Here is a 23,534-nt window from a genome sequence, read left to right on the forward strand (position 1 = left end):
ATGACAAATCAAATTCTATCTAATGATGACTGGGGTCGTTATAAAAAAGAAGGGTTTCTTGTCACTAAATTTGGTGATTTAACAGATTATGTAATGAATTGGGCAAGGTCTGGTTCATTGTGGCCAATGACATTTGGTCTTGCATGTTGCGCAGTTGAAATGATGCATACTGCATCCAGCCGTTATGATCTTGATAGATATGGTATAATGTTTCGTGCAAGCCCACGTCAATCAGATGTGATGATTGTTGCTGGCACACTCACTAATAAAATGGCAGCAGCATTGCGCAAGGTTTATGATCAAATGGCAGACCCGAAGTATGTTATTTCCATGGGAAGTTGTGCAAATGGTGGTGGTTATTACCATTACTCTTATTCAGTAGTCCGAGGCTGTGATAGAATTGTGCCAGTTGACGTGTATGTCCCTGGATGCCCACCAACCGCTGAGGCGTTGCTATATGGAATGCTATGCCTACAAAACAAAATAAAACGGACTCGGAATGGATAAAACTGCAAAGTATATACAAAAAAAGACCAAATGCGAGTGCATTCAAAAAGATGATGGCATTATTGTAATATATTCAACTTTAGATGAAATTGAAAAGCACCTATTCTTTCTACGTGATGATGAAAAGTGTAGGTTTGAACTATTAGTTGATATTTTTGGGGTTGACTATCCAAATAGAGAGAAGCGTTTCGAGCTAATATACAATCTGCTCAGCATTGTGCATAATATTAGAGTACACATAAAGCTTCAGTTATGTGAAAGCGACATGCCTCCAAGTGTAGCGAAGATATTTAGTACGGCTTTGTGGTTTGAGCGTGAAGTGTTTGATATGTATGGAATAGAGTTTTCTGATCACCCTGATTTGCGTAGGATTCTAACAGACTATGGATTCAAAGGTCATCCAATGTTAAAAGATTTCCCTCTCACTGGTTATGAGGAAGTAAGATATGATATAGAGACAAAAAAGGTTGTGTATAATCCTATAGATTTACCGCAAGATTTTCGTATGTTTGATAGCTTATCGCCTTGGGAAGGTAAAACCATAAAAGTAAATACAAAGGAGTAGAAAATGACAGTACAAAGAAAAAAAATATCTTTAATCGGTGCAGGAAATATCGGTGGAACTCTCACCCATATGATTGCACTAAGGGAACTCGGTGATGTTGTTTTACTTGATATTAGTGATGGAATACCACAAGGTAAAGCACTCGACATAGCAGAATCATCCCCTATTGATGGATTTAATGTCAATATTACTGGCACAAATAGGTATGAAGATATAAAAAACTCCGATGCAATTATAATAACCGCTGGCATCGCTAGAAAACCTGGAATGAGCAGGGATGACCTCCTGCAAACCAATGCTAAAGTAATGAAGGAGGTTGGCGAAAATATTAAAAAATATTCTCCAAACGCGTTTGTAATAGTGGTTACCAACCCTTTGGATGCCATGGTTTCAGTGGTGCATAAATTTTCAAACCTTCCAACTAATATGATTGTTGGCATGGCAGGAGTGCTTGATTCTTCCCGTTTTCGTTACTTTCTTGCAAGTGAGTTAAATATCTCAGTTGAAGATATATCTGCTTTTGTGCTTGGAGGACATGGCGACACTATGGTACCACTAATCAATTGTGCTTCAGTTGCTGGAGTTCCACTTACTCAAATTATCGATATGGGTCTTATCACACAGAAAAAAGTCGATGAAATAGTTGAACGCACTCGCAATGGCGGTAAAGAAATAGTTGATCTGCTTAAGTCTGGATCTGCATACTACGCTCCTGCATCTTCAGCTATATGCATGTTAGAATCATATTTAAAAGATAAGAGGCGCATATTACCATGTGCTGCTTACCTTAATGGTGAATATGGTGTAGAAGAGTTGTTTATTGGTGTTCCTGTAATTATTGGAAAAAACGGAATTGAAAAGATCCTGGAAGTTAAAATGAATGATAGTGAACAAGAAATGTTTAATAAGTCTGTAAACTCGGTGAGAGAGCTGGTGAAATCTTTAGGTTCATAAGCAAATTAATGGTTTTATAGAGCTTCTTTATAGCTCAAACAGCCTAAAAAAGTTGCTTGTGGTTACCTTCGCTACTTGTTCTGGTGACTCATTCCACAACTCTGCCAAACAATCAACAACGTATTTCACCATTGCTGGTTCATTCTTTTTTCCCCTATAAGGCTCAGGTGATAGATATGGTGCATCAGTTTCGACTAAAACACGCTCGCGTGGTACATTTTGTGCAATTTCTCTGAGTAAGCTCGCATTTTTAAAAGTAATAATTCCAGAAAATGAAATACATAACCCCAAATCTATAGATTGATAAGCAAGTTCTTTAGAGGAAGCAAAGCAGTGCATTACTCCACTAAAAGCACCGGCTTTCATTTCTGACCTTAACATATCGATCATCTCATTATCAGCGCTTCTTGTGTGAATAACTAAAGGTAGTCCAGTTATTCTTGACGCTTCTATATGTAATGCAAAACTTTTTTTCTGATTGTCTTTGTTGTCAGATTTATAAAAATCTAACCCGGTTTCACCGATACTAATTACCTTTTGGTTCTTGGTAAATTCAACTAATTCATCAACATGTATACACTCACCGTTTTCTATAGCAGCATCAAGCGGATGTATACCAACAGAGGAGTAGACCTGATCATAGGATGAAGAAATTTTTAATAACTTAGGAACATCGTCAATGCTTACGCATATGTTATGCAAAACCTTTACACCATTTTGCTCTGCCCTTGAAATTACTTTTGGTATTTCATCGTCAGAAAAATAAATCAAGTGGCAATGAGAATCTACTATCATGAGCTTATTGTTGAGGCTTTTATTATAGAAGAAAACTCTTCTATCACTGTTTTATAAACTTCTTTTTTAAATGATATAGCACTGGCTACTAAACTATCTATACCTTGCCAACGCCACTCTTTGAACTCTGGATGACCAGTATAATTAATATCAATGTCCTCATCCTCTCCGCAAAACTTCATTAAGAACCACCTTTGCTTCTGACCAGAATATTTTCCATTCCAGCATATTGGTATAACTTCTTCAGGCAAGTTGTAGTATATCCAATCTTTGCTTTTAGTTATAACCTTTACTTTATTAGTACCAACCTCCTCTAGCAACTCACGTAACGCTGCTTGTTCCAGTTCCTCACCATCATCAACACCTCCTTGTGGCATCTGCCAGTAAGAATCGCTATCAAAGCGTTTTCCAATAAAGGCATGTCCTTGTCTGTTAAATAGCATTATGCCAACACAAGGACGGTACTTATCTTTCTGCTCAACCACGAGTACGCTCTGTTTTTAAATGATTTGTTACAGAAGTTTTAATTAATTTTCCATTTTTTTCTTTCTTCATCTCTTCAACAATTTTCTTTGCAACTTCCTTTGCACTCAAGTTCGAGTTATCAATTTCAAGCGAACCCTCAGGTATAAATAGCCTTTTCCCTTCAATTTTCTTTATAGCAAAATCCGGATCAGTAATTTTATTTTCCTGATATCTCTCTTCTGATTGGACACGTCTTACTAGTTTTTCATTATTACAATGTAATACTACAGAAAAAATTTCCATGTCCATTTTTTTACTTAAATTTACTACTGAGTTATATAATCTTTGGTCATAGGGATCACCCTCTATCAATTCATTTGTAAATATATAATGTTTTGATTTTACGTAGTGTTTTTCCAGTATTGCTAATACATTTTCCCTAACTGCAAAAATTTTTTCCCATAGGTCATCTGGAACTTCAGCGTTTTGTAATTTAACAATATCAAATATAATATTATTGAATAGATTATTGCTTACTATTACTGCACCAATGATTTTACACAGTTCCTTTGCAGTAGTAAACTTACCACTGCCTGGAAAGCCGATTAAGTAGATGAGAGTCTTGCCCATAATGAATACTAGTAAAAAGCTATTTTCAATTATATAAAAAGTATATACATTGTACATGCTAAAAACATGATGATAAAATAGATGCAGGTAATACCTTTAACAAGTAGTTGCGTTGAAAATAGTTCATATTTAGAAATTTTGAGTATATAATTATAAATGAATCATATAACCTGTAAACAATGCTTAGCGATATGGAATCGATAAGAAGTACAATTGAAGAGATAATAGATCAAAATAAAGGTCATGATATAGTAACTTTTGATGTGCAGAATAAAACCGTTATTGCAAAATATATGATTATTGCATCTGGTGATTCAAGCCGTCACGTTAAAGCTTTAGCTGAGCACGTAATAAAAAGCCTCAAGCCACATGATAAAATAGATGTAGAAGGTATGGATGAAGGCAATTGGGTGGTTTTGAATTTTCAAGGCATAATGGTTCACATATTCAGGCCGGAAGTAAGGGAGTATTATAAAATAGAAGAGTTATGGAACTGATTGCCTGGATAGCTGGTGCACAACTGCACAAACGTTGTAATTTTGAAGGCAACTCCTGCACAGGTAGTGGTGTCATGAAAGTAGCTGACACTGGAATCCAGTTTTTCATGCAATTTCATCGAAAACGTTGTATAGTGTGCTTGTTTATAATTAAGTTCCAGTGTCTGGGCACTGGCTTCTCTATTAGGGTTACCTTCGGCATTAATGACAGGATAGACTGGGGTTTATAAAATGAAACACGCATCTGAATTTTTAAATTTCATCCAAGAAAGAGGGTACCTATACCAATGCACAAACATTGAAGGACTAGATCAATTATTATTGCAGAGCAATTATATAGTTGCATACATTGGGTTTGATTGCACAGCACCAAGTCTTCATGCTGGTCACCTAATTCAGATTATGATGCTCTGTCACCTACAAAAATTTGGTTATAAGCCGATAGTCTTACTTGGAGGTGGCACAACAAAAATTGGTGACCCATCCTTCAAAGATAAAGCAAGAAGCATCTTGCCTGTAGAGAACATCAATCAAAATACATCCAGTATAAGGAGAATATTAGAGAAAATGGTGTCTTTTAATGACAGCAAGACTGGTGCAATGATAGTAAATAACGCAGATTGGTTGGATAACATAAAATACATAGATTTTTTGCGTGATATAGGAGCTTATTTTTCTGTAAATCGTATGCTAAGTTTTGATAGTGTGAAAACCAGGCTGGATAGAGAGCAAACCTTAAGCTTTCTGGAATTTAATTACATGCTATTGCAAGCTTACGACTTTATTGAATTAAACAAAAAATATGATTGTCGTCTGCAGATTGGAGGGTCAGACCAGTGGGGAAATATAGTAAACGGAATTGAACTTGGAAAAAAGTTGAATTTACCTGAGCTATTTGGCCTTACCATGCCTCTTTTATTAAATGCACAAGGAAAAAAAATGGGCAAAACTGAAAGTGGAGCAGTGTGGCTTGATGATAATATGCTAAAGCCTTACGACTACTGGCAATATTTTCGCAACGTTGATGATCAAGATGTTGGACATTTTTTAAGATTGCTCACTGATGTGCCAATTGATGAGATTAGAAAATTAGAGTCTTTAAAGGATCAAGAAATAAATGAAGCAAAAAAGGTCTTGGCAACAGAAGTGACAAAAATATGTCATGGTGACAAAGAAGCGGAACTTGCACAATTTGCTGCAATTTCTGCTTTTGAGAATGAAGATAGCTCACTACTTCCTGATTACATCATAAAAAAAGAACAAGTTGCAAGCGGCATATCCTTAGTAGACCTACTACATGACACCGGTTTTGAACCTTCAAAAGGCGCTGCAAAGCGTTTAATACAGGGCAACGGATGCAAGATTAATGATAATATTGTAAACAATATTGATCATGTAATAAATTTCGAGAGCTTTAAAGATCAGCCATTTATAAAATTATCTGCAGGAAAGAAACGCCATATAAAAGTTGTGGTAGATTAGGTCTCGAAGTAAGAAAACAAATTTTATACAAGTGAGAAATTAGATATGGAGCAAATTTTCAAAATTCGAGAATTATGTATAAAACAACTGGAAAGATAGTAGAAAGCGAAATTCTATTATATATAGCTAAAGTGGCTTAGGTTTACCTACAATTTGAAAAACAACAAATTCGTCATTCCACTACTCATTAGCGGAATCTATACCGCGAATGAATCCATAACTGTACGGACATTGCAATTTGGGCCTACCAGGAGGGCAATGCCTCTTATCCAAGTACCCTCTTCTTGTCATCCCAGTGCTTGACACTGGGATCCAGGAATTTTATTAAGTTGGTAAGTATAAAAGCAGCCGTTTTATGTTAAAACACAACGTTCTTGATGAGATTACGGCAAGGCTGGATTCCAGTGTCAGCTACTTTCATGACACCATTTGCTGTGCAATTTACCTTCAAAAATGAATGTTCATACAGTTATGGAATGAATCGCGGTATGACGTAGGGAAACCTTTCTTGAGTTAGCTATAGCACTATAAAATTGTCCGCAGGGCCATATAAAAGTCGTGGTGAGTTAATAAATTTTTATGGAAGAAAGGATATATTAGAAAATTGAGGGTTTTAAAGGAGGTAAAAATGAGACTGTATTATAAAGATATCACAGGTCTTATCAAAGAACCCTACCGCTCCAGAGGAAGGGATTATTTTGACAAAAGAAAGGTACAGATTATATCTGTTAATGAATCTCAAGCTAAATCAAAGGTAGTTGGATCAAATGTATATCGAGTAACACTAAAGCACGATGGTCCTCTTTTGAGTGGAACATGTTCCTGTCCTGCATTTGTGTATTATGGTCCATGTAAGCATATGGCTGCAACAGGTTTTGCTTTGGTTGCACTTGATAGAAAGGAGTATCGATCGTCTGCGCGCCCAGATGAACAGACTCTCTTTGAAAGGTTTTACTAAGAAAAACAAAGCAAGAGCTAATTTCAATAATTACTCGTTCCAGTAAACATTATCCTGAGATTTTTGAAGAACTAGAGGATAAAGAATATGAGCAATTTATTCAAAGTGAACTTTCAAAATCCGAGAATTATGTATAAAACAACCGGAAAGATGGTGAGATCAGGTAATCTATGGCTAAGACGTCATACCGCCGCGGTATCTCTTAGCCGCTAACACGTAGCGGGATGACGAGATGCCACCACGAACCGTCATACCGCGCGATTCATCCGCGGTATCTCTTAGCATAGATCCCGCTAACGAGTAGCGGGATGACGATTGTCGGTGAACCTAAGTTACTTTAGCCATAAATATTTAAGAAATTTACCAAATAAAAAAAAAGGCAAAAGAAGCCCCGGTTACTATCTATTTTCAGTATTGGCGTTCTTTAAAGTCTTAAACACTGCAATTTAGCTGCTTTTAAATGCAACTCACCTTAGTTTAAATGTTTAAGAAATTTACTAAGCAGAAAAAAAGGCAAAAGAAACCCCGTGTTAGCTAGTTGTCACTCTCTAATCCTGCAAATCGGCGTTCTATACTGTCTTAAACGCTTTATAAGCGCGTTTTAGCTTATATAGCTAGAAATGTTGTGAAGACATAAGGTACACATAGTGCAAAAAATTAAACATGAGACGCCAAATACGTTGAGTTTTTTTGTCATTTAATCTGTACAGAGAAGATAAATAAATAGCTTCAGTTTCATGATAAGGGGGCTGGCGAAGGGTGTTAAGTGGTTTTTTAGCCACGTTTCCCTGTTATAATGTTCGTTTGCTTGACCTAAGATCCAGGAATATTTAAACTGAACCCTATATAGTACTAAAAATGATAGGAAATCTAAGTGGAATAGTTGATGAAGTGCGCAGCGATCACATAATCCTGAATGTGAATGATGTTGGCTATATGGTGTATCTTTCAGCCAAAACTTTAAGTGCTTGTGCAATTGGAAGTAGAATCAAATTACTTATCGAAACCTATGCAAATAACAGAGAAAACACTACTCAGCTATATGGTTTTATAAGCAAAGAAGAACAGCAGTGCTTGAGGTTGCTAGTTAAAGTAAGCGGTGTTAGCTATAAAACTGCAATGTCAATTTTGAGTAAATTAACTCCAGAACAGCTATTTTTGGCAATTATGAATGAAGATAAAGTAACACTCAAGATGAGTGGACTTGGCTTGAAACTCATAAATCGAATCATCACTGAATTGAGTGGCAAAGTAAGTAAACTAGAAATAAATAACAATAACTTTAATCCAATTAATGAAGATGCCCTTTCAGCATTGATCAATCTTGGGTATGAAAAAATGAAAGCTTATGATACGATAAAAAAAATACAAGACGAATCGTCAAACCTGGACACTAAGGATATTATTCGCATGGCGCTTAAGGAGCTCTTAACATTATGAAATCAATATCGTGCGGTAAAGAATATACTGAAGATGTGCGCAATATTAACATCAGGCCTGAGCAACTTGATGATTTTGTCGGGCAAAAAGACTTAATACAAAATTTAAAAGTGTTTATAAACGCTGCACAGACGAGAACTGAAGCTTTAGATCACGTCTTATTGTACGGTCCTCCAGGGCTTGGCAAAACAACTTTAGCACAAATTGTTTCTAAAGAATTAAGAGTTAGCTTTCGCGCAACTTCTGGTCCTTTACTTAGTAAAGCTGGGGACTTGGCTGCAGTGCTTACCACTTTAAATGCAAAAGATGTTCTATTTATCGACGAAATCCATAGATTAAATCGCAGCATCGAAGAAGTTTTATATACTGCTATGGAAGATTTTTGCTTGGACATATTAGTAGGTGAAGGTCCATCTACTCGCACTTTAAGGATAGATCTACCACCATTTACGCTAATTGGAGCAACTACACGGTTTGGATTACTTTCTGCGCCACTCAGAGATCGTTTTGGCATTCCTTTGCATCTTGAGTTTTATTCTTTTGAGGAGCTAGTCGATATTATAAAAAGAGGCGCAAGAGTTCTTTCTGCTGAAATTGAAGAGGGTGCCGCGCGGGAAATTGCCTGCCGTGCGCGCGGCACTCCAAGAATTGCTCTGAGATTACTGAGGAGAATAAGGGACTTTGTTGAAGTGAAAGATGATAAAAAAATCACTTATGAAGTCGCTGATTCTGTATTGCTAAAATTGGGTGTAGATAAAATGGGACTCAATAAACTTGATGTGCATTATCTAAGATTTTTATTCAACACCTCAGGACCTGTTGGAATTGACACTATATCTATTGCGCTATCTGAGGATGTTGGCAATATTGAAGAAACAGTAGAACCTTATTTAATCAAAATTAGTTTTGTAAAGCGCACACCAAGAGGACGCGTTCTAACCGACCAAGCAAAGGAGTATTTGAGCTTTCAACATTAAAAGCTTTGGCATCAATAATTTATGTTGACCAATTGGCGTGATATCTATATGCTAACATTTATATATTAAAAATAATGGAGGCATATATGTTAACTAATAGTACTGAAACTGTATCTTTGATCGTTGATCAAAATATTGCTGCTGGTAGCGCACCTGGGTTAATACCGAATAAGGATAAACGTAGGTACGTTACTCTTGATGATGAAGAAACATGGAAGAAGTTCTTTGTAGATCAGAACAACCCTTCTACTAATATTACTAATAAAGTAATAGTGAAACCTCATATTCATAAGAATAGCGATGGTATGTATAGATATACTGCTGAGGAGACCAAATATCATGGTCAGGAAATTGTAGGCAAAGCTGCTAAACAAATTGAAGAAGAGATATCTAAAAATATTGATGCAAAGCTTATAAAATTAAGAGAAACTAAAAATATAGATAACAGTGTTAAGCCTGTCATAAGAATTGCGCTGAACGATTATACAAAAGAAGTAAACTTGCATGATATTCTAAGTGGTAATATGTGCAAAAAGTACGATGTAAAGACAGTTACGTTGCTACTACCTGACCAAAAAACAAGGGGGGCACGTTGCCAAATTGATAAGGATGGGGCAAGAATTTATGAAGTAGCTAATGGATCATATCAAATGGCTTTAAAATGGTATGCCAAAGAAAAAGAATGTAATATTAAAATTAATATTCATGATAATGGTTCTGTAGAACTTCTTGAGAGTAATGGTGTTACTGAAGAACAGCTACGTGCGAATAAAGAGGTAAAAATAGGAAGACAATACGAAGCAAAACCTTTACATGAAGCATTAGCATCACAATTGCAACAAAAAAGTTCTGAAGCAGTGAAAGTTTTGCCGCAACCTTCAACAGATGTCACAGAGAGCACAGCACAAAAGCATCAGGCTCCTGCTGCTCAAAATAGGTAAAGTAGTGAAAGTTCAGTATAAGTTGCTTGCATCTGCAAGTAACTTATACTTTTATGATGAGCAACACAATACTACCAAGAAATTTCTACGAGCGGCCAACTTTGGTTGTAGCCGGGGAGTTACTAGGAAAGATGCTGAAATTTTCTAACTTTAGTGGAATAATAACCGAAGTTGAAGCCTATATAGGAATGAGTGACCCAGCTTGTCATGCAGCTAAGGGTTATACTAACCGAACCTCAGTAATGTTTGGTATGCCGGGGTTTTCATATGTGTACTTTATATATGGGATGTATTACTGTTTAAATATTGTAACAGAAGCAGAAGGGTTCCCAGCAGCAGTGTTAATACGGGGATTAAAGCTCATTGAACCGCTTGAAGCAAATTTAGGTGGGCCAGGAATATTGTGTAAAAGATTAAATATTACAAAAGAACATAACAAACAGGACCTTACTATAAGCCACGAATTTTGTGTTTATGAATCTTACCTCAAACCAGATTATATTTGCACCCCGAGAATCGGAATTAGTAAAGGCCAAGAGAAATTTTGGCGGTTTAAGATTTTCTAAACTTAAGACCTTGCGTAGACTATTTGCCAATCGGATAATCACCAGTGAAACAAGCATCACAATATTGTGGTGTAGCATTGTTACGCTTTTCTGCTTTAACAGCCTGATATAGTCCATCAATACTCAAGAAGGCTAGGCTATCTACTCCTATAACTTCCTTAATTTCCTCTACAGATTTATTTGCAGCAATTAAATCTTTGCACTCTGGCGTATCTATTCCATAAAAACAAGAATGCTTAATTGGTGGGCTTGAAATTTTGAGGTGAATCTCTTTTACTCCTGCATCCTTTAACATAACTATTATATTTGTTAACGTACTACCACGCACTATACTATCATCTATTAAAATTATGTTTTTACCTTTCAAAATGTGCTTATTAGCATTGAATTTTAATTTTATTCTAACTTTACGTACTTCAGCGGTTGGTTGTATAAAAGTTCTTCCTATGTAATGATTACGAATTATTCCCAGTTCCATAGGTAACCCTGAATGCTTTGCATATCCAATAGCTGCAGGTATTCCAGAATCAGGTATTGGTACAACCATATCCATATTGTTTTTTGGTTGGCTCTCTTCTGCAAGTATTCTTCCTATTTCTTTTCTTATATCATATATGGACCTATTCTCCATTATGCTGTCTGGTCTTGAAAAATAAACGTATTCAAAAATACAAAAACTTGATTTTTGCTGTGGGAAAGGAAATGCTGAAGCTAGATTACCATTTCGATCAATGGTGACTAACTCACCTGGTTCTATTTCTCTAACAAACTCTGCATTTACTATATCAAGAGCACAAGTTTCAGATGCAAGAACATAAGAACCGTTTAACTTCCCTAAAACAAGAGGCCTGATTCCAGACGGATCACGTACTCCAATAACTACTTCTTGATTGATTGCCACAAAAGAATAAGCACCTTGTATTTGCTTTAATGCATATATAAAACTCTCTAAGAAGCTATCTTTTTCACCGCTTGCTGTCAGATGCACTACTACTTCTGTATCAATATCTGACTGAAAAACGCACTCTTGTTTAATTAATTGTTCGCGTATTGGAGAAATATTAATTAAATTACCATTATGTGCTATGGCAAAATCCCCAAATTTGCCACTTTTGCCAAGCATGGGCTGCACTCCAAACTTATTACCACTTGTTGAGTATCGAACGTGACCTATTGCACAATCTCCAGGTAAGGATTTCTTTATTTCATCTATATCATCAAATACGCTGCTCACTTGACCTTGAAAGTGATAAGAGTGCAGCTTATCGTTGTTACTGGTTACTACGCCAAAAGACTCTTGACCTCTATGCTGCAAAGCGTGGAGAGCAAGTATAGAGTTAAAAGCAGCACTTTGGTTGCAACTTATACCAAATACTCCACACTCCTCACGCATTTCATCTAGCATAAAAACTATTAAGTAAAGTTAAATTTTACTTTAGCATAGGTAAAATACAAGTATTTTGTTGTTCATCTGCTTTTATTGCTAGCAATAGCCCTATACATATTAAGCTTGCAGCAGTTGTACTTCCTCCATAGGACAGAAATGGCAATGGGTCGCCTATTACAGGTAAGAGGCCCATTGTCATTCCGATGTTTATAAAGAAATGAGCACTAAAAAAGGCAAAAATGCCGATAGATACCGACTTAGAAAAATAATTTTTTGACCTATAAGCAATAGAGAGCATTATAGCAAGCAATGTAGTATAGAGTAAAATTAAAGCCATGCTACCTAAAAATCCCCATTCCTCACTCAGCACTGCAAAAGCAAAATCTGTACGTTTCTCCGGCAAAAATCCAAGTTGAGTTTGACTTCCGTTAACAAAGCCCTTACCAAGCAAACCTCCTGAACCAATAGCTATTTGAGATTGCTGCGCATTATAACCTATTCCAAGTGGATCCACTGATGAATCCAAAAATGACAATATCCTTTGCTTGTGATAAGGACGTAAAAAAGGCCAAATAGCCGGTACTGCAAAAATGCCAAGAGTTCCACATATTACTGAATGAGATCTTTTTATTATTGTTGTGAATATAATTGATATCCCTATAAATAACATTATCATAGCTGTGCCTAAATTAGGTTGCTTTAACACCAAGAACACGGGTAAGAAAATAATTATAAGTGCCTTAAGCAATCTTTTAAATTCCATCATTTTATACACACTCTGCTTATCAAAATAGCGAGCAAGCGCAAGTATTAAGCCTACTTTTGCAAATTCTGATGGTTGCAAACTAATTGATCCAATTCTTATCCACCTTGTTGCACCCATTATGTGTGAGCCAAAAAAATTTACTGCTAATAGTGAAATCGCTGCTGCTATATAAAAAAAGTAGGCGTACTTCAAATAAAAATCTAGCTCTATGAATGACATAGCTATAGCGAGTAGGAAAAAGAAGGAGAATATGATCAGTTGGTGAATCGCAAATGGCACCCACTTTCCTCCAGCAGAAGAATATTGAACAGCTATACCAACAAAAAACAGAGCTATTACGTTAATAACTAATAACCAATGCATCTTCTTCAGCCTATCCACAATAAAGACCTTATAACCTTAAAGTATAGTAAAATATGAAACAAAGATAAAAATCAAAAAACCAACTTCTCAACTACTAACCGAATTGGAGTGCTATATATTCCAGTTACTACTGTTAAAGCTGCCATAAACAATAGACAGAAAAGCATAGGAAATGGCACATCATTAATTTTGCCTAGTGTCATTCCAGTGCGTGACGTTGCATCATTTTCAAAATACATTTTCTCTACCATCTTCCACATGTATATTAGTGCAAGAAAAGAACCGGCAGCAAAAGCTATCAGGGAAATCCACGCGCGAGATTCGATAATTGCTTTCATTATATACCACTTGCTTACAAAGCCATTTGTTAAAGGCACACCGATTAATGCTAAACTGAGTAGAGTGAACGCAAGTGCTGTATAAGGCATTGATTTCTTGAGTCCCGATAAATTCTCTATTTTTGTTGTATCAAATTTGTAAGAAATACATCCTGCAGCCATAAATAAAGATGTTTTTATTATGCTGTGGTTTACTATGTGAAGAATTGCTGCAAATACACCTGTTTTTGAGTTAAAACTCAGTGCTAAAATTATATAACCAATTTGGCTAATACTAGAGTGAGCAAGCAGTCTTTTTATGTCTTTTGCGGTTATTGCAAATATCGACCCAAATACAATAGCGCAAAGTGCGAGGATAATTATCACATTGTCCAGTAGCGGCTTAAACAAGAAAAAATTTTGATGAAAAACAGTATAAAAGATTCTGATGAAAACATATATCATCACTTTTGTCACTGTGCCTGAAAAGAATATGCTAATGAAACTTGGCGCCTCACTATATGCATTAACCAGCCACCTGCTTAATGGAAACAGTGCCATTTTGATTGAGAGACCAACAAAAATGAACAACGTGCCAAGTTTTATGATGTTGTTATCGTATAATGGAACTATTCTTTCAGCCATGTCAGACATATTGAGCGTTCCAGTCATTGAATACAAGAGCCCGATGCCAAATAAATAAAATGTTGCACCTATTGTTCCACTAATTAGATATTCAAATGCTGCAACCAAGGCTTTTTTATCCCTTCCCATTGAAACTAATACATAAGAAGAAAGAGATGAAATTTCCAAGAAAACGTAAAGGTTAAATATGTCGTTTGTTACTAGAATCCCGAGCAGTCCGCTTAAGCACAGTAGAAATAGAGAGTAAAAACCAGTGATTTTGTTTTTGCTAATCTCTTTTTCGTTAACATAAAAGCTATAAAGCACACTAATCAGCGCTATAAAATTCACTAGGGTTAGAATTAAGGAATTTAACACGTCGATTCTTAACTCTATTCCATACGGAGGAGCCCAATTTCCAAGGTGATAAGTTATAATTTCACCTTTATATGTTTTAATGAGTAGTATTGATGAAATGATAAGAGTGATTGTTGTTGCAATAAAAGAAATAAACCAAGATACCTTGTGTTTCTTGGCAAGAAAGCAAAACATTGATGCAATTATTGGGATAATAACTTGTAAGATTGGTAATTGCATTAAATTGTTGTTAATATATCGTTAAAGTATTAGTATATATAATACTTTTTGTTTTAATACCCTTATGTTATCTAAAATTTGTAATGCAATAAAACGCCTATTACGAAGAGAAGATAAATTTGTAGGAAGAGATGAAAATGGAAATTCTTACTATGAATCAAGTAAAGGAAAAAGGTGGGTTATGTATAGCAGTGTTTCTGAGCCTACAACAGTGCCTCCGGAATGGCATATATGGCTTCACTATACTGATAATGTAGTACCAGTTAATAATAAAAAAAGAAAAGTAAAACATACTCCTAATTTAACGGGTACAAAAGATGCATACTATCCAAACCAAAAAGTGAAAAATTACTATAAAAGCTGGAGTCCTGATAACTAAAGATGCGAAGGTCAAATATACTTGAAATAACCGCTGGATTATTTGTATTAATTTTTACTATTTTTCTGATTTTCTTTGCTATTGATAAGCTATCTTACATAAAGAAAAACTATAAGGATTGCTATAAAATATATGGTCTTTTTGCTAACGCTAACGGTATAGGAGTTGGTGATAGTGTCAAGATCTCTGGTGTAGATGTTGGAAGCATAACTGGTGTATCACTTGACAAAGCTACCTACGTAGCACGAATCGATATGTGTATAAGCAAAGACATAAAATTGCCAATTGATAGTTCAGCTCTGATCACTAGCAGTGGAGTTGTTGGCAGTAAATTTGTTAATATATCACCTGGATCAGATATTAAACTAATCTTGCATGGTGGTAAAATAGAGTATACTCAAGCTGAAGCAAATATGGGTGGAATAATGGACAGAATTCTTGGTATGTTTACAAAGTGAAAATGGCAGGATTCCAAGTATATCCGTTCAGGTAAAGCCTCCTGTAGTTCTAAAGTATTTAAGGAGTTTGCCTTATTTCTTGCCTTTTCTACCGCTTGCTTTGGGGTTTATAGTATAGAAAGTGCCTTAACAGTTGCAGTGCATGTCTATTAATGATAAAATGAAGATTAATTCATTTTGATATTATGATTGGTTTACTGTTTGCCGTACTATTGTTCCTCTGTGGTAGTGATGCACTTGCAAAACAGGAGCCACGTTCAATAGCTGGAGATAATCACATAAAGGTAATAAATTATAACCCACAGGCTATACATAAGTATAAGGGTTTTTATGGTTATCAGTCTAGTATATTGTTTGAACCAGGGGAGGTAATACAAAACCTTTCAATGGGTGATTCAACTGGTTGGCAACTCCTTCCTCAAGGTAACAGATTGTTTATTAAGCCTATAGATGATATTGCCGATACCAACGCAACTATAATTACCAATAAAAGAGTTTATTACTTTGAACTTCATGCTGAAGAAGCAACTGGACTAGATGATCCAAGATTAGCATATGAAGTAAGGTTTCTTTATCCACTATTTAGCAGTGATGAGATTTACACAACAAATAACGGTGATATCCTCGAACAAGCTAGTCATACCATTATTCCTGATATAAACGATATTGAAGTTGTAAAGAAGGGTTTAAATTTTAATTATTCCATCTCGCACGTTAAAGGCAGTCAGTCAATAATACCAATCAAGGTTTTTGATGATGGAAAATTTACATATCTACAATTCAATAAAATAAACTCTGATTTCCCGGCAGTTTTTATGGTTGATTCTGCAGGATATGACTCTTTAGTAAATTTCCGTACAGTTGACAACTATCTGATAATCGAAAGGGTAAGTTCAGTGTTTACCTTAAGGAATGGATCGAGTACAGTTTGCCTATTTAATGAAAACATGCCTTTCAAAAAAGGTAAGTGATTACTATCTAAAGGCTATAATGCCCGAGATATGGGTGCAAAGTTTTTTCTATGATGTTCTGTAATTCCATAAAGGCCAATAGCGTTAAGGTGCTCTTTTGTCCCATATCCTTTATTTTTATACCAATTATATTCAGGATGCTTATTGTGCAATTCTTGCATAAGCCGATCTCTCGTAACTTTTGCAACGATTGAAGCTGCTGCAATTGATGTACTCAAATTATCACCATTTACTATGGATTTCACTTGCCATTTCACTTCAGGTGGTTGATTACCATCAACTAGCACATAATCTAACTCTAGGTCCAAGTCTATCAACGCACGTTTCATTGAAAGTTTTGTTGCTTGCAAGATATTGTATGAATTTATTTCTTCTACGCTTGCCATTCCTATACCAAATTTTGCAACGGATATTATTTTTTCATATAGGACTTGCCTACATTGAGAAGTCAACTTTTTCGAGTCGTTGATTCCATCAATAATTGTATTTCTATCAATAAACACTACGGCTGCGGATATTACTGGACCAGCTAGCGGACCTCTTCCAACTTCATCCACTCCTGCTATCACTCCTGATAATTTATTTTCTAATGTAAAGTCTGGGTATTTCATAGGTTTTTATAATAAGAAAGTTATAGTAAAAACTGAACAGATAATAGAAATTATCCAAAATTTCATAACGATTGCATTTTCTGACCATCCCTTCTTCTCAAAGTGATGATGTATTGGTGCCATAAGAAAAACTCTTTTTCCTTCTCCATATTTAAACTTTGTATATTTAAAATATGATATCTGAATAATAACAGATAGAGTCTCTATTACAAAGATTATTCCAATAATAGCAAAAAGCATTTCTCTTTTAATTAGGACACTAGTTAACCCTAAAGCCGCACCTACCGACAAGCTACCAACATCACCCATAAATATTTTTGCTGGATGTGTGTTAAACCACAAGAAACTTAGAATAGCTCCTATAAATGCAATGCAGAATAAAGTAATATTCATATCTGCCTGAGTTATATATGCAATTAGCCCCAAAAAAGCAAAGGAAGTGATAACTTGAGTTGCAGCAAGGCCATCCAAACCATCTGTGAGATTCACAGCATTAGAAGAGCCGACAATTACAAACGCAGCAAACGGAACATATAGATAGCCAAAATCTATTATTACTCCTTTAAATAGGGACGTTTTTGTAAAACCTTCAGCAGAGTATAGCTTAAGTATAAACACACCAACCAGAGCAACAATAAACTGAATAAGTATTTTGGTTTTTGCACTTAAACCTCGATAGTGATTTGTCTTCAATTTTAAATAATCATCAATAAATCCAAGTAGAGCAAAAAATAGAGTTATCAATATCAGCAGCAAAATTTCTGGTGTTAACTGAGCCCAGAGTAAAATTGGTAATAAAGAAGAAATCAGTATTATTATTCCGCCCATAGGTGGTACATTCTTTTTTGTTATTAAATGACTTTCTGGTCCACATGATCTAATTGGTTGCCCATCTTTGCTTATTTTTTTTAGAAGCTTTATAAAATAGGGAAAAAGAATAAACCCAAAAACAAATGAGGTAAAAAATACTTTTGTAGCCAAGATCATCTGCTTACTTAAATTGACTAAGTGTCATACCACCTATAGCTAATAAAGTCAACTTCTGTCATCCTATAGCCTGACCCACAACTGTACGAACATTGTGATTTGGGCCCATCAGTAGGGTGTCATCCCAGTCTGGAATCCACAACTGTACGAACGTTGTAGTTTGGACCACCAGTGGGGTGTCATCCCAGTGCCCAGACACTGGTTCTATGCAACTTAATTAAAAACGTTTGTTTTAGTGTAAGACAATTACCTTTAGCTTATCAGCTCAGTTATAAGCAAAATTTCTGGATTCCAGACTGGAATGACACCATTTGCTGTGCAATTTACCTTCAAAAATGAATGTTCGTACAGTTGTGAACCTGTGGCAGGTATTACATAAGAGCATTTCCCTCTTCTAAATTAAAACGCACTTTTGCCTCCTTTGCAGTCTATACTTTAGATGTATTTAATTTACAAATACTAATTATTTATTAATAATGGTGATATGTAAATATAGTTATAAAATAATTGTTACACTTGAATTCCTTCCTGGTTTCTGTTGTTATCAGAACATTTAAAACACTTTAAGAAAGCTGCTTAGTTAAATTAACTTAGACAAGTAAATAGCAGTTTTGCAGCCTGTTTTTATGAATGATGATAAAATGTTGTAGCCAAATGCGCTTTCAGCATTGTGCTGAATTGCAATATCTTTGTGCTCTAACTCCTCGTCGCGAAATTTACTTATAGTTTCTCTTAATTCCCCATCTTCTAAATGTGAAACTTGCTCTTTGTAGTGCTCCCCGATAACTTCTTCAACTGCAGCAGTGCAAGCCATAGCAGCTTTTTTGCCCATAATGGCAGTTGCAACGCCAAGCGACACTCCCAAAACACTCCAAACAGGCAACAAAACAGTAGGACGAACTTTTTGCTCTTTGATTTTCTCATTAAAATAGTGAAAATGCTTTTTTTCCTGCTCTTCCATTTCAATTATTTCATTGATTATAGAAGATTTCTTAAGAATAAATTTTTGACCAGAATAAATGCAAATAGCTCCATATTCTCCAGCGTGATCTACTCTAATTGCCTGTTGCAAGAACTGATTGTTGCTGTACCTTAAATTATTTAGATTTCTTTCTTTCTCCACAATACACCTTACCTGATACGAACAGAGCTACTATGAGATAAATTAGATTCCATGTTGCTAAGGAAACACCTAGAACGTAATGAGGTCTGTCACAAGATGGAGAGTAATTAGGATTTAGTAGATTATTTCTGAGCTCTTCTATACTAACGTTACCACTTGCTTGCTCTGTACAACCTAAAACATCATGAAATAAGTGGAGTTCAAGACCTACATGATAAAAAGATATTACTGCACCTATGAGGTAGCTGCAAAACATTGCATAGATTAGAATTTTGTTGTCTTTAAGCATGCACGCTACTGCAAGTAATCCGGCGATATAGTAAACTATTCGCTCGTATGTACATAACTTGCATGGCAGCATGTTGAAAAAATATTCTAGCACATATGCAAAAATTAGAGCAGCGGCACTCGACAGCAGAAAGATTGCAGGAATTCTGGAATTATTACACATAACTTTAAGTAAATTATCCCTGAAAGTATAAAGCAGAGTATTCATTTTACATAGGGATTTTTATTTTTTTTCAAAAGCAATCTAACTGGCACACCGTCTGCAAAGAAATTTTTTCTGAGATCGTTAATTAAATAGCGTTTGTAACTTTCATCAACACTTTCAGGTATGTTACATATCAAAGAAAAAGCTGGAGGTTTAGTACCAATTTGAGCGATATACTTCATTTTAACTGCTTTGCCTTTTACAAGAGGGTGAGAATGTTTTCCTACAGCATCTATGAGCCACTTATTCAGTTTTGCAGTGCTGATCTTCTTGTTCAAGGATTCACTCACTTCAAGACACTTATCTATCACATCACCGCAGCGCATGCCTTTTAACGCAGAAATTGTTATAGTTGGCACTTCCAAGAATAACCTGGTTACTTCCTGTTGTTTGACAAATTTTATTAACCTGCTTCTGTCATCCTTACCTATTAAATCCCACTTATTTAAAACAACAATAATCCCTTTCCCTCCCTTAATTGCAGCTTCACCAATTGATAAATCCTGCTGCTCAATACCAACTAGGGAGTCTAGCATTAAAACTACCACATGAGAGCGCTTGATTGATTCCATGCTTTTCTCAACAAATCTTGATTCTAAGCCATCTACAACATTCGCCTTTCTGCGGATTCCGGCAGTGTCAATTAGAGTAATTAACTCTCCATCATGATCATATGTAATATCCACAGAATCACGTGTGGTACCTGGCTCTGAACTTGTTATTAGTCTGTTTTCTGCAAGTAAACCATTTAAAAAAGTTGATTTTCCAACATTCGGACGGCCGATGATCGCGATCCTCAGCCTACTCAGTTCATTGTTAGGTAACTCAGTGTTCTCGTTAAAATTTTCAATAACACCAGCTAATGCATCATAAAGATCAACCATGCCAAGATTATGCTCGGCAGAGATATACACCGGGCCAAGAAAATCAAAAAACTGCAAATAATCAACATTTTCGGATTTATGACTCTCGCATTTATTTGCTACTAGTATTACAGGTTTATTTATTTTTCTCTTCAGCCACTTTGCAAACTCTTCATTTCGCTCATTTTGCACTTTTGCATCAACAAGAAAGAAAATTATGTTTGAATTGGATAAAGAAAATTCGATTTGTTCAATAACTTGTAGTGAAAAATTAGTTTGGTCGTTCCATCCTCCTGTATCTATAACTTTAAACTCCAAATCGCTAATTCTCCCCATTCCCTCTCGCCTATCCCTTGTCACTCCTGGAATGTTACTCACTACTGCTGCTTTTCTTCCTACTAATCTGTTGAATAGGGTCGATTTTCCAGCATTTGGTAGGCCTACTATGGCGATTTTTAGCATAATTCAAGGGCATGTTCTATATGAAGTAAATTATAACCGAAACTTTTCAATTTAACTATTGACTTCGTAGATTATATAAGCATACTACAGTTAGAATTTTTTTATTTCGTTATGTAAAATATGGGGTAGTTATGCTAGTGTCAGAGCAAATAGAGAGTGTAGATAGAGAAGAATTAAAGCAACAAAATCATATACATAAAGATACAGAGTGTTCGGAAGAGACGACAATATATGGGCATATTAATCAACATATGGAAAAAAACATCTCAAATACATTGCATGAAATATATGATGCTCTTATGTCATATAACGAATCGGAACAGTCAATGACGTCAACTTAAGAACTTTCATTAGCAAACTCTCCTAAAGACATGATGGCGTTTAGGCTTATCTACTTTATTGCGGCTGTCCCGGTCGGATTTTAACTTTAGCGCGTATACTTAAAAAGGGCTTGAAAGTTTTTTGGTGCAATAAGTACCTGATAGAGTTTCTGTCTCATTACACTAAATAAAACTGAAAAATTTAAACGATACTCAGTAATTTGATCTGGGTTCCAAGGCCCTTGTGCATCACACATATGAAGCGATAATATATTGCACATGACCAAGTTTGCCCAAAATTCTTGTAATACAGCCTCTCCAGAAAAATTCTCTAACTCTGCTCCTACTTTGAGTCGTTTATAGCACTCCTCTATGTGCCACCTTAACACATAAGCTTTGCTCCAAAGTCTCGGTCAAAAACTCTGTTTCTCAGTTGGCTAATGTCAGCACTATAACTCTTACTTTCTGTCCTTTCATTTTATTTTTTAGCTTTTCATTTTCTAATATAAAATCAAAATCTAATTCGCCAGCGTTCCCATAGCTTACTATAATTTCTTTTTTGCAAGCGAAAAATAAAATCTACTTCCAAATCATAATGCTGCTGAATGAATTTTACTGAAGACGATCATAGATAAATAATAATTTCTCTTGATTTAATAAACGCATTTGAGTGATAACTTCGGGTAATTGCTCTGCCGCCAACGTTTGTTCACCTATATTCCAAGCTGCAAGACGAGCACTGCAAATCAATGAAGTACACAAATCAACAAACAAATTGCCAATGGTGCCTGTTGTTCCATTTGGTTCAAACTCGGATACAATTTCCCCAGAGCTGGGTAATCTCATACCAGAACCATCTGCTGCAATAAGTCTATAGCCTCTCCAACTCAGGTTCATCCTGATAGGCTGTTTGGATTGTATATTAAGTCAAAGTCGCAAGACTATAATGAGCTAGCTGTCAATTGGATTGATTGATAGAAATCGTAGGCATCTCAGTACACTCCTAGCTTTAAAAAATGGAGTACGAACGGTAGGGGGATCTAAAAGATCGAATCACAATCCTGTTACATTATTATTTGATTATATTTATAGGTACAAAAATGGCTAGAACAGTTTTCATTGGTATTGATGTTTCAAAAGAAACACTTGATATCTCAATCAACAATAAACATCAGCGTATAGAAAATGTAGAGACAGCTATATCTGAGTTTATAAAGTCAAAAATGGCTAACGTATTTGTTAAGTTATGTGTAAACAGGTGGTTATGAAAAACTTGTCATAAAGTTGTTACGGGAACATAACATAGCTGTTCACAGAGCTCACCCAAATCGGGTATATGCATTTGCAAAAGCCTGCAACCACTTTGCAAAAACAGATAAATTAGATGCAAAATTACTAGAAAAATATGCTGAATTTATCACAAAAAATGACGAGGTAGTAGAATACATAGTTTCACAAAAGCAAGAAGAACTAAAAGAGCTAAGAGAGCTAAGAGCAGTTGAGCGCAATCTAAACGATGAAGTTCACGCAAATAAGTGTCGTTTGCATAAGGTTACAGGAAAAGCCAGGGAATATATAGAAAAACAGATAGAATTTGCAAAAAAACAATTAGAGCAAATTAGGCAAGACATAGAAGATATAATAAACTCTGATCCTGATTTGAAGGAAAAAAGCAAACTGCTAACTAGCTATAAAGGTGTTGGACGGAAAACCGCAAGTATCCTACTCATAGAGGTACCTGAACTTGGCAGGTTAGATAATAAGGAAATAGCTTGTCTAGTTGGAGTTGCACCAAAAACTAGTGAAAGCGGAAGGAAAGTGAGCAAAGCCCAGATCATAGGTGGCAGATTTTATGCTCGAAAAGCATTATACATGTCTGCTGTGGTTGCAATGCGTCATAATAAAAAAATGAAAGCAGCGTTTAGTTGACTCTGGCAAAGCCGCTAAAGTCGCTTTAGTTGCTGTAATGAGAAAAATCATCATTTGTTTAAATGCTATGATAAAAAACAATAATTTTTATCTTGATGTTTAAGACG

31 protein-coding genes and 1 pseudogene are annotated in these 23,534 nt (G+C 35.5%); 18 read left to right on the forward strand and 14 right to left on the reverse strand.

The features are described 5' to 3' along the window. The 3 genes from AAGD93_RS06785 to mdh are packed head-to-tail and all read left to right on the forward strand — an operon-like array spanning nucleotide 1 to nucleotide 2,026. Nucleotides 1-507, forward strand: a complete 507-nt coding sequence (locus AAGD93_RS06785; protein WP_006279574.1) for a NuoB/complex I 20 kDa subunit family protein — start codon at nucleotides 1-3, stop codon at nucleotides 505-507. After that, a complete protein-coding gene (locus AAGD93_RS06790; RefSeq protein WP_007548576.1) occupies nucleotides 500-1,072 on the forward strand; it encodes an NADH-quinone oxidoreductase subunit C in 573 nt (190 codons plus the stop codon). Before AAGD93_RS06785 ends, AAGD93_RS06790 begins: the two co-directional genes overlap by 8 nt. Nucleotides 1,073-1,075: 3 nt before the next feature. Then, nucleotides 1,076-2,026 carry a malate dehydrogenase gene (gene mdh / locus AAGD93_RS06795; protein ID WP_007548577.1) on the forward strand — a complete coding sequence of 317 codons (951 nt, stop codon included), beginning with the start codon at nucleotides 1,076-1,078 and terminating at the stop codon, nucleotides 2,024-2,026. Nucleotides 2,027-2,053: 27 nt separating this feature from the next. Here the strand turns inward: mdh and AAGD93_RS06800 are convergent, their stop codons facing one another. From AAGD93_RS06800 to AAGD93_RS06810, 3 genes are read right to left on the reverse strand one after another with little or no spacing between them, the layout of a single operon-like run. After that, the gene (locus AAGD93_RS06800; protein ID WP_006280340.1) at nucleotides 2,054-2,821 is read right to left on the reverse strand and encodes a TatD family hydrolase; all 768 of its coding nucleotides are present in this window, start codon (nucleotides 2,819-2,821) and stop codon (nucleotides 2,054-2,056) included. After that, the gene (locus tag AAGD93_RS06805) at nucleotides 2,818-3,264 is read right to left on the reverse strand and encodes an RNA pyrophosphohydrolase (protein WP_007548581.1); all 447 of its coding nucleotides are present in this window, start codon (nucleotides 3,262-3,264) and stop codon (nucleotides 2,818-2,820) included. The genes AAGD93_RS06800 and AAGD93_RS06805 overlap by 4 nt, the downstream gene beginning before the upstream one ends. A gap of 34 nt (nucleotides 3,265-3,298) precedes the next feature. Continuing rightward, nucleotides 3,299-3,916 (reverse strand): AAA family ATPase, encoded by a 618-nt coding sequence (locus AAGD93_RS06810; protein WP_022626414.1) that lies wholly within the window; start codon nucleotides 3,914-3,916, stop codon nucleotides 3,299-3,301. Nucleotides 3,917-4,095: 179 nt separating this feature from the next. Here AAGD93_RS06810 and rsfS point away from each other — a divergent pair, with 179 nt between their 5' ends. The 3 genes from rsfS to tyrS are packed head-to-tail and all read left to right on the forward strand — an operon-like array spanning nucleotide 4,096 to nucleotide 5,895. Next, a complete protein-coding gene (rsfS, locus tag AAGD93_RS06815; RefSeq protein WP_006279567.1) occupies nucleotides 4,096-4,413 on the forward strand; it encodes a ribosome silencing factor in 318 nt (105 codons plus the stop codon). Further along, nucleotides 4,404-4,643 (forward strand): hypothetical protein, encoded by a 240-nt coding sequence (locus AAGD93_RS06820; protein WP_010963049.1) that lies wholly within the window; start codon nucleotides 4,404-4,406, stop codon nucleotides 4,641-4,643. Before rsfS ends, AAGD93_RS06820 begins: the two co-directional genes overlap by 10 nt. A 1-nt stretch (nucleotide 4,644) precedes the next feature. Beyond that, complete coding sequence (tyrS, locus tag AAGD93_RS06825; RefSeq protein ID WP_341819399.1) at nucleotides 4,645-5,895, forward strand: tyrosine--tRNA ligase; 1,251 nt, start codon at nucleotides 4,645-4,647, stop codon at nucleotides 5,893-5,895. Between the two features lie 180 nt (nucleotides 5,896-6,075). On the opposite strand, the gene AAGD93_RS06830 is transcribed toward tyrS, so the two are convergent. Next, on the reverse strand, nucleotides 6,076-6,201 hold the full coding sequence (locus AAGD93_RS06830; protein WP_272897544.1) for a hypothetical protein: 126 nt from the start codon (nucleotides 6,199-6,201) through the stop codon (nucleotides 6,076-6,078). Nucleotides 6,202-6,523: 322 nt separating this feature from the next. Between AAGD93_RS06830 and AAGD93_RS06835 the strand changes: the two genes are divergently transcribed. The 5 genes from AAGD93_RS06835 (at nucleotide 6,524) to AAGD93_RS06855 (ending at nucleotide 10,777) form a co-directional block, all read left to right on the forward strand. Continuing rightward, nucleotides 6,524-6,853: an SWIM zinc finger domain-containing protein gene (locus tag AAGD93_RS06835; RefSeq protein WP_007548583.1), complete on the forward strand. Its 330-nt coding sequence runs from the start codon at nucleotides 6,524-6,526 to the stop codon at nucleotides 6,851-6,853. 858 nt (nucleotides 6,854-7,711) lie between these two features. Continuing rightward, nucleotides 7,712-8,293, forward strand: coding sequence for a Holliday junction branch migration protein RuvA (gene ruvA, locus AAGD93_RS06840; RefSeq protein WP_264338838.1), 582 nt, complete (start codon nucleotides 7,712-7,714; stop codon nucleotides 8,291-8,293). Then, on the forward strand, nucleotides 8,290-9,270 hold the full coding sequence (gene ruvB, locus AAGD93_RS06845; RefSeq protein WP_341819400.1) for a Holliday junction branch migration DNA helicase RuvB: 981 nt from the start codon (nucleotides 8,290-8,292) through the stop codon (nucleotides 9,268-9,270). Before ruvA ends, ruvB begins: the two co-directional genes overlap by 4 nt. An 86-nt stretch (nucleotides 9,271-9,356) precedes the next feature. Beyond that, nucleotides 9,357-10,211, forward strand: coding sequence for a hypothetical protein (locus AAGD93_RS06850; protein ID WP_341819401.1), 855 nt, complete (start codon nucleotides 9,357-9,359; stop codon nucleotides 10,209-10,211). A 56-nt stretch (nucleotides 10,212-10,267) separates the two neighbouring features. Further along, nucleotides 10,268-10,777, forward strand: coding sequence for a DNA-3-methyladenine glycosylase (locus AAGD93_RS06855; protein ID WP_264339539.1), 510 nt, complete (start codon nucleotides 10,268-10,270; stop codon nucleotides 10,775-10,777). Between the two features lie 19 nt (nucleotides 10,778-10,796). Here AAGD93_RS06855 and purF read toward each other — a convergent pair whose 3' ends face one another. The 3 genes from purF to AAGD93_RS06870 are packed head-to-tail and all read right to left on the reverse strand — an operon-like array spanning nucleotide 10,797 to nucleotide 14,831. Continuing rightward, nucleotides 10,797-12,182, reverse strand: coding sequence for an amidophosphoribosyltransferase (purF, locus tag AAGD93_RS06860; RefSeq protein ID WP_341819402.1), 1,386 nt, complete (start codon nucleotides 12,180-12,182; stop codon nucleotides 10,797-10,799). Nucleotides 12,183-12,207: 25 nt separating this feature from the next. Next, nucleotides 12,208-13,311 (reverse strand): rod shape-determining protein RodA, encoded by a 1,104-nt coding sequence (gene rodA / locus AAGD93_RS06865; RefSeq protein WP_341819403.1) that lies wholly within the window; start codon nucleotides 13,309-13,311, stop codon nucleotides 12,208-12,210. Between the two features lie 53 nt (nucleotides 13,312-13,364). Further along, nucleotides 13,365-14,831, reverse strand: coding sequence for a proton-conducting transporter membrane subunit (locus AAGD93_RS06870; protein ID WP_341819404.1), 1,467 nt, complete (start codon nucleotides 14,829-14,831; stop codon nucleotides 13,365-13,367). A gap of 64 nt (nucleotides 14,832-14,895) precedes the next feature. Between AAGD93_RS06870 and AAGD93_RS06875 the strand changes: the two genes are divergently transcribed. The 3 genes from AAGD93_RS06875 (at nucleotide 14,896) to virB9 (ending at nucleotide 16,639) form a co-directional block, all read left to right on the forward strand. Further along, the gene (locus AAGD93_RS06875) at nucleotides 14,896-15,210 is read left to right on the forward strand and encodes an NADH-ubiquinone oxidoreductase subunit NDUFA12 family protein (protein WP_007548590.1); all 315 of its coding nucleotides are present in this window, start codon (nucleotides 14,896-14,898) and stop codon (nucleotides 15,208-15,210) included. Between the two features lie 2 nt (nucleotides 15,211-15,212). After that, nucleotides 15,213-15,668 carry an outer membrane lipid asymmetry maintenance protein MlaD gene (gene mlaD / locus AAGD93_RS06880; protein WP_007548591.1) on the forward strand — a complete coding sequence of 152 codons (456 nt, stop codon included), beginning with the start codon at nucleotides 15,213-15,215 and terminating at the stop codon, nucleotides 15,666-15,668. Nucleotides 15,669-15,853: 185 nt separating this feature from the next. Then, the gene (virB9, locus tag AAGD93_RS06885; protein WP_341819405.1) at nucleotides 15,854-16,639 is read left to right on the forward strand and encodes a P-type conjugative transfer protein VirB9; all 786 of its coding nucleotides are present in this window, start codon (nucleotides 15,854-15,856) and stop codon (nucleotides 16,637-16,639) included. Between the two features lie 14 nt (nucleotides 16,640-16,653). Here virB9 and AAGD93_RS06890 read toward each other — a convergent pair whose 3' ends face one another. From AAGD93_RS06890 to AAGD93_RS06910, 5 genes are all read right to left on the reverse strand, one after another. Further along, nucleotides 16,654-17,250: a ribonuclease HII gene (locus AAGD93_RS06890; protein ID WP_341819406.1), complete on the reverse strand. Its 597-nt coding sequence runs from the start codon at nucleotides 17,248-17,250 to the stop codon at nucleotides 16,654-16,656. A 6-nt stretch (nucleotides 17,251-17,256) separates the two neighbouring features. Further along, nucleotides 17,257-18,237 (reverse strand): phospho-N-acetylmuramoyl-pentapeptide-transferase, encoded by a 981-nt coding sequence (gene mraY, locus AAGD93_RS06895; RefSeq protein WP_065094848.1) that lies wholly within the window; start codon nucleotides 18,235-18,237, stop codon nucleotides 17,257-17,259. A 58-nt stretch (nucleotides 18,238-18,295) separates the two neighbouring features. Then, complete coding sequence (locus AAGD93_RS06900) at nucleotides 18,296-18,436, reverse strand: hypothetical protein (RefSeq protein WP_186802321.1); 141 nt, start codon at nucleotides 18,434-18,436, stop codon at nucleotides 18,296-18,298. A 381-nt stretch (nucleotides 18,437-18,817) separates the two neighbouring features. Continuing rightward, nucleotides 18,818-19,360: a demethoxyubiquinone hydroxylase family protein gene (locus AAGD93_RS06905; protein ID WP_341819407.1), complete on the reverse strand. Its 543-nt coding sequence runs from the start codon at nucleotides 19,358-19,360 to the stop codon at nucleotides 18,818-18,820. Continuing rightward, nucleotides 19,335-19,778, reverse strand: a complete 444-nt coding sequence (locus tag AAGD93_RS06910; RefSeq protein WP_320157061.1) for a disulfide bond formation protein B — start codon at nucleotides 19,776-19,778, stop codon at nucleotides 19,335-19,337. The genes AAGD93_RS06905 and AAGD93_RS06910 overlap by 26 nt, the downstream gene beginning before the upstream one ends. Here AAGD93_RS06910 and AAGD93_RS06915 point away from each other — a divergent pair. After that, the gene (locus tag AAGD93_RS06915) at nucleotides 19,720-19,842 is read left to right on the forward strand and encodes a hypothetical protein (protein ID WP_255511218.1); all 123 of its coding nucleotides are present in this window, start codon (nucleotides 19,720-19,722) and stop codon (nucleotides 19,840-19,842) included. The two genes, AAGD93_RS06910 and AAGD93_RS06915, sit on opposite strands and share 59 nt — an antisense overlap. 10 nt (nucleotides 19,843-19,852) lie before the next feature. Here the strand turns inward: AAGD93_RS06915 and der are convergent, their stop codons facing one another. Next, nucleotides 19,853-21,178, reverse strand: a complete 1,326-nt coding sequence (der, locus tag AAGD93_RS06920; protein ID WP_010963041.1) for a ribosome biogenesis GTPase Der — start codon at nucleotides 21,176-21,178, stop codon at nucleotides 19,853-19,855. Between the two features lie 131 nt (nucleotides 21,179-21,309). On the opposite strand from der, the gene AAGD93_RS06925 reads away from it, so the two are divergent. Next, a complete protein-coding gene (locus tag AAGD93_RS06925; protein WP_015589377.1) occupies nucleotides 21,310-21,519 on the forward strand; it encodes a hypothetical protein in 210 nt (69 codons plus the stop codon). A 9-nt stretch (nucleotides 21,520-21,528) separates the two neighbouring features. Here the strand turns inward: AAGD93_RS06925 and AAGD93_RS06930 are convergent. Continuing rightward, a pseudogene (locus AAGD93_RS06930) lies at nucleotides 21,529-22,417 on the reverse strand (transposase); the annotation flags it as partial. Between the two features lie 181 nt (nucleotides 22,418-22,598). Here AAGD93_RS06930 and AAGD93_RS06935 point away from each other — a divergent pair. Both AAGD93_RS06935 and AAGD93_RS06940 read left to right on the forward strand, forming a co-directional pair. After that, entirely contained in the window at nucleotides 22,599-22,766 is a 168-nt protein-coding gene (locus AAGD93_RS06935; protein ID WP_156518135.1) for a hypothetical protein, read from the forward strand. Between the two features lie 16 nt (nucleotides 22,767-22,782). Further along, the gene (locus AAGD93_RS06940) at nucleotides 22,783-23,427 is read left to right on the forward strand and encodes a transposase (RefSeq protein WP_341819055.1); all 645 of its coding nucleotides are present in this window, start codon (nucleotides 22,783-22,785) and stop codon (nucleotides 23,425-23,427) included. Nucleotides 23,428-23,534 lie beyond the last annotated feature (107 nt).

It is taken from the genome of Wolbachia endosymbiont (group A) of Brachyopa scutellaris (genome assembly GCF_964026995.1).
Classification (GTDB): domain Bacteria; phylum Pseudomonadota; class Alphaproteobacteria; order Rickettsiales; family Anaplasmataceae; genus Wolbachia; species Wolbachia pipientis.